Origin of the sequence: Pseudomonas sp., assembly GCF_028293835.1 — a bacterium.
Lineage (GTDB): Bacteria > Pseudomonadota > Gammaproteobacteria > Pseudomonadales > Pseudomonadaceae > Aquipseudomonas.
Map to the genome: position 1 here is coordinate 1 of NZ_JAQGNX010000119.1, position 11343 is coordinate 11343.

8 protein-coding genes and 1 pseudogene are annotated in these 11343 nt (G+C 55.8%); 3 read left to right on the forward strand and 6 right to left on the reverse strand.

Annotation, left to right across the window (positions count from 1 at the left end):
• Positions 1-114: 114 nt before the first annotated feature.
• Positions 115-810 carry a pirin family protein gene (locus JWR17_RS17060; protein ID WP_299833114.1) on the reverse strand — a complete coding sequence of 232 codons (696 nt, stop codon included), beginning with the start codon at positions 808-810 and terminating at the stop codon, positions 115-117.
• A 520-nt stretch (positions 811-1330) separates the two neighbouring features.
• On the opposite strand from JWR17_RS17060, the gene JWR17_RS17065 reads away from it, so the two are divergent.
• A complete protein-coding gene (locus tag JWR17_RS17065; protein ID WP_299833121.1) occupies positions 1331-3625 on the forward strand; it encodes a UvrD-helicase domain-containing protein in 2295 nt (764 codons plus the stop codon).
• Positions 3626-3642: 17 nt separating this feature from the next.
• On the opposite strand, the gene JWR17_RS17070 is transcribed toward JWR17_RS17065, so the two are convergent.
• Positions 3643-3900 carry a DUF1652 domain-containing protein gene (locus JWR17_RS17070; protein ID WP_366944171.1) on the reverse strand — a complete coding sequence of 86 codons (258 nt, stop codon included), beginning with the start codon at positions 3898-3900 and terminating at the stop codon, positions 3643-3645.
• A 475-nt stretch (positions 3901-4375) separates the two neighbouring features.
• On the opposite strand from JWR17_RS17070, the gene JWR17_RS17075 reads away from it, so the two are divergent.
• On the forward strand, positions 4376-6001 hold the full coding sequence (locus JWR17_RS17075; protein ID WP_299833116.1) for a methyl-accepting chemotaxis protein: 1626 nt from the start codon (positions 4376-4378) through the stop codon (positions 5999-6001).
• A 113-nt stretch (positions 6002-6114) separates the two neighbouring features.
• Positions 6115-7740, forward strand: a complete 1626-nt coding sequence (locus tag JWR17_RS17080) for a methyl-accepting chemotaxis protein (RefSeq protein ID WP_299833117.1) — start codon at positions 6115-6117, stop codon at positions 7738-7740.
• Here JWR17_RS17080 and JWR17_RS17085 read toward each other — a convergent pair.
• The 4 genes and pseudogenes from JWR17_RS17085 to JWR17_RS17100 all read right to left on the reverse strand — a co-directional run.
• Positions 7723-8721 (reverse strand): D-glycerate dehydrogenase, encoded by a 999-nt coding sequence (locus JWR17_RS17085; RefSeq protein ID WP_299833118.1) that lies wholly within the window; start codon positions 8719-8721, stop codon positions 7723-7725. The two genes, JWR17_RS17080 and JWR17_RS17085, sit on opposite strands and share 18 nt — an antisense overlap.
• 17 nt (positions 8722-8738) lie before the next feature.
• The gene (locus JWR17_RS17090; RefSeq protein WP_299833119.1) at positions 8739-10037 is read right to left on the reverse strand and encodes an MFS transporter; all 1299 of its coding nucleotides are present in this window, start codon (positions 10035-10037) and stop codon (positions 8739-8741) included.
• 71 nt (positions 10038-10108) lie between these two features.
• On the reverse strand, positions 10109-11074 hold the full coding sequence (locus JWR17_RS17095) for a sugar kinase (protein ID WP_299833120.1): 966 nt from the start codon (positions 11072-11074) through the stop codon (positions 10109-10111).
• Positions 11067-11343, reverse strand: a pseudogene (locus tag JWR17_RS17100) (AP endonuclease); the annotation flags it as partial. The pseudogene JWR17_RS17100 and the gene JWR17_RS17095, both read right to left, overlap by 8 nt.

The following is an 11343-nucleotide window of genomic DNA, read 5'->3' on the forward strand; positions in this document are numbered from 1 at the left end:
AGGTGTTGGTAGACGCAGCCATCGCGCCCCGTTGAATTTGGCGCTTCTGCAGCATAAAAAAGGGACGGCATTCGCCGTCCCTTTTCGTTTTACAGGCTTCGTACCCTGTCGACGTCAGGCCACATCCATCAGAACGATTTCGCTGTCCTCGATGGCGGTTACCCTCAGCACACGTTCGTCTTCTACCGCTACACCATCGCGGGCCACTGCACGCAACCCATTGACCTCGACGACTCCGGTCGCTGGCACCAGATAGGCCCGACGGCCAGCATCCAGATGGTATTCAGCGGTTTCACCGGCCTTCAGGTTCGCTGCCACCAAACGTGCATCGGCGCGGATCCGCAGGCTTTGATCGTCGCCGACCTTACCGCTGGCCAGGGTCACAAAACCTTCGCGATTACCTTTAGGGAAGGGCTTGGCACCCCAGGAAGGCGCTGATCCCGTCTCGTTCGGCACGATCCATATTTGAAAAATCCGGGTTTCGGTGGACTCCTGGTTGTATTCGCTGTGAGCAATCCCCGTACCGGCGCTCATGACCTGAACATCGCCAGCCTCGGTGCGGCCCTTGTTGCCCAAGTTGTCTTCGTGGGTAATTGCCCCTTCACGAACGTAGGTAATGATTTCCATATCGCGGTGCGGGTGCTTTGGAAACCCGGTGCCAGCAGCGATCACATCGTCATTCCAGACCCGCAACTGGCCCCAGTTCATGCGTTTAGGGTCATAGTACTCGGCGAAAGAGAAGTGGTGATGGGCGTTCAGCCAGCCGTGGTCAGCGCCGCCCAAGGTGTTAAAAGGTCTTAATTCAAGCATGATTGTGGCCTCTCCAGAGCAGAACCGGGCGATATGCTTCAGTGCTGCTGAACGTTGATGTGAGTTGATGGGGAGTATCATCTATCAAATTTAGTTTAGTAAAAAGCGTGAGTTTCGGGGTAAAGCTATCTGATTATTCGATTGATATTGCACAGATCGCTAAGAGGCCCGCCCCGTTCTGATGCCGCGCTAATCCTTTAGACTCCGCGACTTCACCTGCAGTTGATCGGCTAACGCGCTGATCACAAAGCATTTCACTAGAAGTCATCGTCAAATACAGCCACCATGGCCGCCAATTCGCTCACAACTGACACCTGGAGCCCGCGTGCCACATCGACTACCCGATGATCTTTCTCCTCCTGAACACCTTCCATGGATCAAACGCCTGCTGGCACGTCTGTTGGGCCGTAGCCTGAACAGTCTGAACGCGTTGCATGGGCCTTCATGGTCACAAGGTCACGCTGACGGCTACCTCAATGGTCATGGGCAGGGTGTGGATGAGGGTTACGCTGAAGGTCGCATGGACGGCGTCGAGCAAGGACGTCAGGTTTTACTGATTCGTGACATGCGTCCCACTGAGCACCGCGGGCCGCACGTAGACGACCATCTCTTTGACGACTGGCGTTTGACGCTGACTCCAGAATTAAAGAAACGCATCAAAAACGATGTCGCGCTGAAATTGCCAGCGCACATGCAGCCCAGTGCCGCGCAATGGAAGATGATCTTCAGTGACACGCCGTCTACGTATGTGATCGCGGGGGCCGGCGCGGGCAAATCGACATCCCTGGTGCTGCGAATTTTAATGTTAAGCCATTATCTGGGCTTTGAACTCGGTTCCATGACGGTGGTGACCTTCACCCGTGAGTCGCGCAAAGATTTCATTAACAAACTGATCGAGATCATGGGGCTGTGGGGACGAACCCTTAGCTTGAAAGAAGGCCGGGAGCTGGTTCGAACCTTTCATTCGCGTATCCTGCCGCTGGTGCGCAGCTTGCCTGGTTTCAGTCAGTTGCGTGCGTTCGAGAACCTCAATAACCAGACGGCGCCGTCTGGAGTAGATGAAAGCGCTGACAGCAATCCGTTCGACCTTAGGATCAACGACGCGCAACGGCAACAACTGAATCTTTGCTACCGTGACCTTTACGCCAGTAATGAGCGTTTTCGCGAAGTCATGGCACCTCTCTACCGTCAATCTTTACAGCTTAAGGAGCTGGAGCGCGACCACCCCGATGTACAAAAACGTATTACGGTGACCGAGCTTTCAGCCAAGCGTGATGAAGAACTCTGCGACACCATTGAAGATCTGTGGATTCGAGCTAAAGCGTGGCCTATAAACGGCATTGAACCTATGCGCCAAACCGTTGAAATCAATGGTTTTCCGTTTCATTTTCACGGCTATATAGCTGAGCTGGATGCCTGGGTTGTGCTTGGTTTTGACCCGTCTGAAGACCAGCAGATGAAACGATCAGCGGCCAAGTTGCCGGTATGGGCTGAAGGCGTCATCAAGCGCACCCTGTTTCAAGCTTTTTGTCGTAAGCCGGTGATATGGCTTGAAAACTACGCAGCGGCCAAAGGCGTTTTACACGCCTTGGAAGGCGCGGCGATTGCCGGTCCAGGGTTTGATTACAAGGTGAAGGGTGAGCTGAGCGCAGGGCCAGTGCTTGATGGTTTCGTTTCCGCAGCCAGCTTTATCGAAAACCTCGGTTTGGATGTGCCCGCTGCCGTGGGCGAAATGAGCTTTGCAGCTAATGATCCGGACCGCTATTTCTTTGAAGCGTTGAGCTTGTTCTGGAAGGCGTTCGAAGGACATTTATTAGCGCAATCGCCGCCGGTCATGACCTACAACAGGATGTTCGCCTTGTTTGGCGAGACCTCACCGGAAAACCTTAAAATGGTCAGCGACGAGCTGTTGCGGCCGCTGTCGCACTTGATGATCGACGAATTTCAGGACGTGTCGCCGCAAATCGTCTCGTGGATACGCGCCAGTTTGCGCGAAATCCGCAGCCGCGGCCCAGCCATGCAAGTAGGGCGTGTCGCGCAACGGTCGTCATTGTTGTGTGTAGGTGATGACTGGCAGTCCATCTATGGCTGGCGCGGCAGTTCTCCTAAATACTTCATGGAATTCGCCAAAGAATTCTCGTCACCGGCCACCACCAAAGTGATGCTGGGCGATAACTTCCGCAGCCACCAACACATTATTGACGCTGCCGAGCATATCGTTCGCGCCGCCCCTGGGATTGCCGGCAAAAAGGCCAAGGCCGCGGGTGGGCCTCAGGAACTGCTGCCTGTGATGGTGCTGGATCGCGATGACGAAGAACTTACCGAGCGTTTGATTAAGCATTACAACGACGGTGATTCGATTCTATTGCTGTATCGAAAAAGCAGCGAAAAAGCCAAGCTTTCTCAAGGGTTACAGGCATTAGTTAATTACGATTCCGGGTTGCCGACCGAGTCCAGACGTTTCAAGCAATTGACGTATCACAGCTCAAAGGGCTTGCAGGCTGATGCGGTATTTTTGCTTGGGGATTGCCAGCATCTGACTCAGTCGCCGTTCAAAAACCAGGTCTACCGCATGGCGGGGCTGGGTAAGGATGACGATGCCGATCCGTTTGATTCCGCGCAGAAGGACGAAATACTGCGCTTGGCGTATGTGGCGATTACCCGTGCGGCGCGTCACTGCTACTGGTACATCGACAGCAGCAACGGTGCCGGATCATCAGTGAACGCGATCATCCCCAAGGCGTCCGACCGGATTGCAGGCGATAAAGCATTTTTCGACGATAGACGTGGCCAGGGGGGCAGGCAGGAGTCTTGAGACGAAATGCGTTGGGGTCAACAGACCTTTAAAGTCTGAGAGGGAATGAACGACTCGAGTTCGTCCTCGATCGCTTCAATAATGCGCTCGACGTCGGGAGCGTTCATGACGGTGGCACAAGGGAGCGCGGCGATTGCAATGATCGTCTCGCCTGTGGCGCGATCGAAGAGGCGCGCAACCATGCTGCTGGGGGCGTCCATGCTGGCCTCAAACCCAAGCGGATGGAAGTGCCAGCGCATGAGTTGGCAGGCATTGGGAAACGTGACTTTGTTCATATGGCCACCTCTATATTGAACAAGCTGCCCAGCCATAAGGTGAAGTCGAAGGGCCAATGCGTTGACCCTTCTGGTGGATAAAAGTAGCACTCCCTTGCTGCGAGCAGAAATGATATTTCGTCGGCCGAGCATAACTTTTTAAATTTATTGATCCATGTCATGTTTCCGACAGTTGCGTGCGCTTTTCCCGTGAGCTTTTCAGAAAGCGAACACGGCTTTTCGCTATGCAAACGGGTTTATTCCTGTTGCTCATACTGTTAAGCACACTCGAGCGCGTGCTTTGTGCGCTTCGCTGTTTTGGATCGATTAGTCAGCGGAAAAAAATCAAAAAAATACCTACAAACACCATCAACTAATAGGACCTACCTGCCGATAGCATGTTAGCAATTCAACCCTTTGTGCCATGTCGCGTTTCGCGGTGGCACCCGATGGTCAAGGCACGGATGCTTCCCGCTGCAATTTTGAGAGCCACTCCATGTCTTTACGAAACATGAACATCGCTCCGCGAGCGTTTCTCGGCTTTGCGTTCATCGCACTGCTGGTCATCGTTCTCGGATTTTTTGCATTGAACCGAATGTCAGTTATCCGCCAGGCCACTACTGATCTGGAAACCAACATGCTGCCAAGCGTGGGCTTCCTGGGCGATGTAAATGAAAGCCTTCTTCGCATGCGCCTTCTCGCATTCCGGGTGCTAACCGAGCGCAGCCCTGAGCAGATGCAGGAGACGGATCAGCGCTTTGGCGAGTGGACTGCAAAACTACAGGCGTCCAAGAAGAGCTATGCCGCGCTACCGGCCGGTACAGAAGAGCGTGCTCTCTACAACGAATTTTCAGGTGTGCTCGAACATTATTTTGGCGAGCAGAATCAGTTATTGGACTTGTCACGACAAAACAAAGTCGAGGACATTGGCACACTGATCAGCACACAAATGAAGCTCGACTCGGAAGTCATGGGGCGTCAACTGCAAGGTTTGATAACGATTAATCGCAAAGCGGCCACCGATGCTTCCGCTGTCTCGGCCCAACAGTACGACTCGGCTAATATTGCGGTCATCGTCATGGCGGTGCTGGCCGCGGTCATGACGGTCTTCCTCGCATGGTTGTTGACCCGCAGTATTATTACCCCCCTGAACCGTGCATTGCAGGCGGCCGAGGAAATCGCCGGTGGCAATTTGACCAAGCACATCCTGGTGGATGGCAAGGACGAGCCCGCACGCTTACTCGCGGCGTTGCTGGTGATGCAGCAGAACCTGCGTAAAACCATCGAACAGATTTCCGGCTCTGCCACCCAGTTGGCGTCCGCTGCCGAAGAGTTGAGCATGGTGACCGACGACGCTTCCCGGGGCCTGCAACAGCAGAACAACGAGATCGAACAGGCCGCGACCGCCGTCAATGAAATGACCGCGGCTGTCGAAGAAGTCGCGCGCAACGCGGTATCTACCTCCGAAGCCTCGGCTCAGTCCAATCAAACGGCGCGAGAAGGCCGTGACCGGGTGGTCGAGACGGTCTCGGCGATTCAGGCCATGACTCAGGATGTACAAACCACCACCGTGTTGGTTGAAGGCCTTGCTGTGCAAGGACGGGACATCGGCAAGGTGCTCGACGTGATTCGTTCGATCGCCGAGCAGACCAACTTGCTGGCGCTGAACGCCGCCATCGAAGCCGCACGAGCAGGCGAGGCGGGCAGAGGGTTTGCTGTGGTTGCCGACGAAGTACGGGCATTGGCTCATCGAACGGCGCAATCAACCAGTGAAATCGAGCAGATGGTCGCTGGTATCCAGAATGGAACCGGTCAGGCCGTGCAGTCGATGTTGCTCAACACCACCCGTACCCAATCGACGCTGGAACTGGCACGCGCCGCAGGCGTGGCGTTGGAGCAAATTACCGTGGCAATATCGCAGATCAATGAGCGCAACCTGGTGATTGCCAGCGCCTCGGAAGAGCAAGCGCAGGTATCGCGAGAAGTGGACCGCAATTTGGTCAATATCCGTGACTTGGCCACCCAGTCCGCAGCGGGGGCCAATCAGACCAGTGCGGCCAGCAATGAGTTGTCGCGGCTGGCCATTGACCTGAACGGAATGGTCTCGAAGTTTGTGATTTAAAACATGCTTCGCCACAGGTTTTAGCTTTACCTTATAAAACCTGTGGCGCGGCCTGATAAAGATGCTACAAGTAACGAGATTCGAAACTGCCAGCTTTATTCCCGAGACTCACTATGACAATAAGAAACATGAATATTGCGCCGCGTGCCTTTCTCGGGTTCGCCTTTATCGCGCTGTTGGTCATTATCTTGGGTGTGTTTGCGTTGAACCGCATGACGGTTATCCGACAGACCGCCACCGACATGCAGTTCAACGTGTTGCCCAGTGTGGCTTTTCTTGGGGACGTGACGGAGAACGTGCTGCGCCTGCGTGTTACCTCCTTCCGGGTATTGCTCAATCGCGAACCGGCCATGTTGAAGGAAAGTACCGGGCGTATTGATGACCTGGTGGGCAAGTTGCAACAGGCCAAATCGAGTTATGCCGCGTTACCTATGTCGCCAGAAGAGGCGACACTGTATAAAACATTCAATGCCACGCTGGACAGTTACCTGCGGGCTCAAACCCAGATGCTAGAGCTGTCGCGGGAAGAAAAGACTGAAGAGGCACGGGGCATAATAAACTCGCGCATGAAGACAGATTCGGACGTGATGGGCGACCAACTTAAACAATTGATCGCCATTAATAAAAGCGCATCGAAACACATGCTGGATGTCGCCAGTGATACTTATGATCTGGCCAACGTCATGGTGATTGTGATCGCGGTTGGCGCCGCCTTGATGACAGTGCTATTAGCGTGGCTATTAACCCGCAGCATCGTTCTACCACTGACTCGTGCATTGAATGCCGCTGAAGACATTGCCGGGGGTAACCTGACCAGGGCAATAGTGGTTGACGGTAAAGACGAACCAGCCCGCCTGTTGACCGCCTTGCAGGTCATGCAGCAAAACCTGCGTAAAACCATTGAGCACATTTCGGGATCAGCCACCCAGTTGGCATCTGCCGCTGAAGAACTCAGCGTGGTCACGGATGAAGCTTCCCGTGGTTTACAACAGCAGAACAACGAAATCGAGCAGGCGGCCACGGCCGTCAATGAAATGACCGCTGCCGTCGAAGAAGTCGCACGCAACGCGGTATCAACCTCAGAAGCATCGCAGCAATCTAACCAGACGGCGCGTGTCGGCCGTGATCGGGTGGTGGACACCGTTACGGCGATTCAAGCCATGACTCAAGATGTACATACCACCACGTTGCTGATTGAAGGCCTGGCGGTGCAAGGACGGGATATCGGCAAAGTGCTGGATGTGATTCGTTCGATTGCGGAACAAACCAACTTATTGGCGCTGAACGCCGCGATTGAAGCTGCACGGGCAGGCGAAGCGGGCAGGGGCTTTGCGGTGGTTGCGGACGAAGTACGGGCGTTGGCCCACCGGACGGCGCAGTCGACTCGAGAAATTGAGCAGATGGTTGCCGGGATTCAAAACGGGACCGGTGAAGCGGTGCAGTCGATGTTGCTCAACACCAGCCGTACCCAATCCACGCTTGAACTGGCACGCGCCGCAGGCGTGGCATTGGAGCAAATTACCGTGGCGATATCGCAGATCAATGAGCGCAACCTGGTCATTGCCAGCGCCTCGGAAGAGCAAGCGCAGGTATCGCGAGAAGTGGACCGTAATTTGGTCAATATCCGTGACTTGGCCATCCAGTCTGCAACGGGCGCCAATCAGACCAGCGCGGCCAGCAATGAGTTGTCGCGTTTGGCCATCGATTTGAAAGGAATGGTGTCACGGTTTGTGATCTGAATCAGTCTTTCGCCACGCCTCAGGATTTACCAAATTAGCTGGCCGCTCGCCTGCCAATGCGCTGATCAGGTTCTCCACCGCGCAGCGCGCCATGGCTTCGCGGGTTTCATGGGTGGCCGAACCCATGTGCGGGGTGGCGACTACGTTGTTCAGCGTCAATAGCGGCGATGTCGGGTCCAATGGCTCGCGCTCAAATACGTCCAGGCCTGCGGCGCGAATCTGGTTGTTCTGCAACGCACTGATCAAAGCCGCTTCATCCACCACTTTGCCCCGTGAAATATTGATGAAAATACTCTGCGGGCGCATCAATGCAAATTGCTCCGTGCCGATCATGCCCTCGGTTTCAGCGGTCAGCGGCAAGGTCAGGCAAATGAAGTCGGCTTCTTTCAAAAGGTCGTCCAGGGTCCGGTAGCCCGCGTTGAAGCGTTTCTCCACTGCGGGCTTTGGCGAATGGCTGTGATAAACCACTGGCATGCCGAAGCCAAAATGCCCGCGTTGGGCCAATGCTTCGCCAATCCGGCCCATGCCAATGATGCCCAGGGTTTTACCGTGGACGTCGCAGCCAAAGTGAAGCGGGCCAAGGTTGCTGGTCCATTGACCGTTGCGCACCAGGTTCGCCAGCTCGACCACCCGGCGTGCCGTGGCCAAAATCAACGCAAAACCGGTGTCGGCAGTGGTTTCGGTCAGCACGTCCGGGGTGTTGGTCAGCAAAATGCCCCGCTGGTCGAGGTACTCCAGATCGTAATTGTCGATACCCACCGAAACACTCGACACGGCTTCCAAGTGCGGCGCCAGGTCCAGCAACCCAGCGTCCAGTTTAATGCTTGCACCCAGCAAACCGTGGGCATGGGGCAGGGCTGCACGCAGACGCGCCAGACCGTCACGGTTTGGTTCGTCGATCACAATAACGTCGGCCCGTTCCTGCAAACGGGTCATCAAGGCAGGCGACAGCTTTTTGTACAGAACGACCTGTTTTCTCATGGTAATCACTCCCGTATTCAAGGGTGCGCTGCAGCGCGGGGCAGGCGACGCTCGCTATGTGCGGGGGTTGAGTCGTTGCTGGGGTTGAGCAGCAACGTCAAGACCACGGAGGCCAGCAGCGCACCGCTCATTAATAAATAGGAAGCACCGGGATTGCCGGTGGCGCCGTTCAGGTAACCCACCAGATAAGAGCCGCCGAACGAGCCCAGCGCGCCCATGCTGTTGATCAACGCCATGGCGCCGCCAGCAACGTTCGACGGCAATATTTCAGGCACGATGGCGAAAAACGGCCCGTATGGCGCGTACATGCATGCACCCGCCAGCACCAACAACGAGTACGACCACCAAAAATGTTCACTGCCCAGCGCGTACGAGCCATAAAACGCGATAGCCGCCACCAGCAGCGGCGGCCAGACGAAACGTTTGCGGCGCTGGATCTTGTCAGAACCCCACGACACCACCAGCATGGCAATTACCGCGGCCAGATAAGGCAGAGCCGACAGCCAGCCGGCTTCCACCATGTCCAGATGAGCGCCTTGTTTCAGGATCGATGGCAACCATAGGACAAAACCGTAGACACCGATGCTCCAACAGAAAAACTGCAACGCCAAAATGATGACTTTGGGCGAGCGAAACGCTTCGGCATAATTTTTCACCGGTTTGATGCCAACTTGCTCAGCTTCCAGCGTGCGCTGCAGCTCGGCTTTTTCTTCCTCGCCAAGCCATTTTGCCTGGGCCGGCTTTTCATCGGCCAAGTGCCACCAGATAAAGGCCCAGACAATCGCTGGCATGCCTTCGACGATGAACATCCAGCGCCAATTGAAATGCGCCACCAGATAACCGGACACCACCGACATCCAGAGCATGGTCACCGGGTTACCCAGAATCAAAAAGGTATTGGCCCGCGAGCGTTCTGCCTTAGTGAACCAATGGCATAGGTACACCAGCATCGCTGGCATGACCGCCGCTTCGACGACGCCGAGCATGAAACGAATGACGATCAGCATGTAGGCGTTGGAGACGATCCCGGTCAGCGTGGCCAGGCCACCCCACAGGATCAAACTGACGAAGATCAGCTTTTTAACGCTGTTCTTTTGCGCGTAGATCGCACCCGGCACCTGAAAGAAGAAGTAACCCAGGAAAAACAGCGCGCCCAATAACGACGACAGCCCCGGCGTAATGTGCAAATCTTCAGCCATTCCCGAGGCGGCAGCGAACCCGTAATTGGCCCGGTCCAGATACGCCAGGCTGTAGGTGATGAACACGATGGGCATGATATACAGCCACCGGCGATTGATCAGACGTAGCTTTTCCATTGTGATGCTCCTGAGCTTGTTTTGTTTTTGTCGCAGCAGGTAATAGGTGTACGGATGGCTGTTGCTTTAGGTCAGGCCGGTTGTTGTCGCCCTTGTGCATCGGACAGCGCCGCCTGCAACTCTTCACGGGACGGTAGCCCCTCCATATCGCCCCGGCTTTGCACGGCGCGGCTGCCGATCCAGTTGCCGCGAACCACCGCTTGGGCGAAACTTTGGTTTTCCAGTAAGGCGCTGATAACCCCTACCGCAAAACCATCGCCGGCACCCACGGTATCGATCACGGTGCTCACGGGGACGCCAGGCACAAAACCTTGATCGTGCTGGGAGCGGAAATACGCCCCTTTGGCGCCGAGCTTGATCACTACCGCTTCGACGCCTTTGTCCAGATAAAACGCGGCGATGTCGCCGGGGTCTTCATAACCCGTGAGTAATGCACCTTCGCTCAGCCCCGGCATGACCCAATGAGCGAGCACGGCGAGGCGATTGATTTCGCTGACCATTGCTGCCTGGCTCGACCACAGCGAAGGGCGCAAATTGGGGTCGAACGACACGCTACGTCCGGCTTCGCGGAACGTGGTCATCAAGTGGCAGGACAGTTCCCGCGCACTCTCTGACAACGCAGCGGGGATTCCAGTGGCGTGCAAATGTCGCGCGCGGAGCAACTCGGGAGTGATGTTAGCCACCGACAGGTGACTGGCCGCTGAACCGCGACGGAAGTACTCGACACGGGGATCGCTGCCGTCTAATTCTCGCGATTTGAGTTGAAAGCCGGTTGGCTGTGTAGGATCAATCGCTACATGGCAGCAGTCGACGCCTTCACGTTGCAGACTGTCGATCACAAAACGGCCTAATGAGTCCGCCCCCACCCGGCTCAACCATGCCACGTTGAACCCTAGTCGTGCCAAGCCGATGGCAACGTTGCTGTCGGCCCCGGCGATCCGCTTGCCGAACTGTTCGACGTGGGCCAGGTCGCCTGGCTGCTCGGCGACGAACATGGCCATGGTTTCACCGAACGAAAGGATGTCGAGGTTAGACATGAGCGACAGCCTCGTGTGGTTGGCCGAGGCGGGCGAGGGGGTGAACATGCTGACGCGTCAGTTGCAGCAGGTCTTCGCCTTGCAGCGGGTATTCAATGGCTCGGGGCAAACCCTCTTTGAATTGTGTCATCAATTGTTGCCACAGGTTCAGGTCGCTCAGGGTGGGCGGGATTGCGATCAGCTTGCCTTGGGCATTGCGCGACACCGCCTTGCAGTGCACGTACTCGACGTAACGGCTCAACTGCTTGGCGGCGCTGATCGCCGATTGT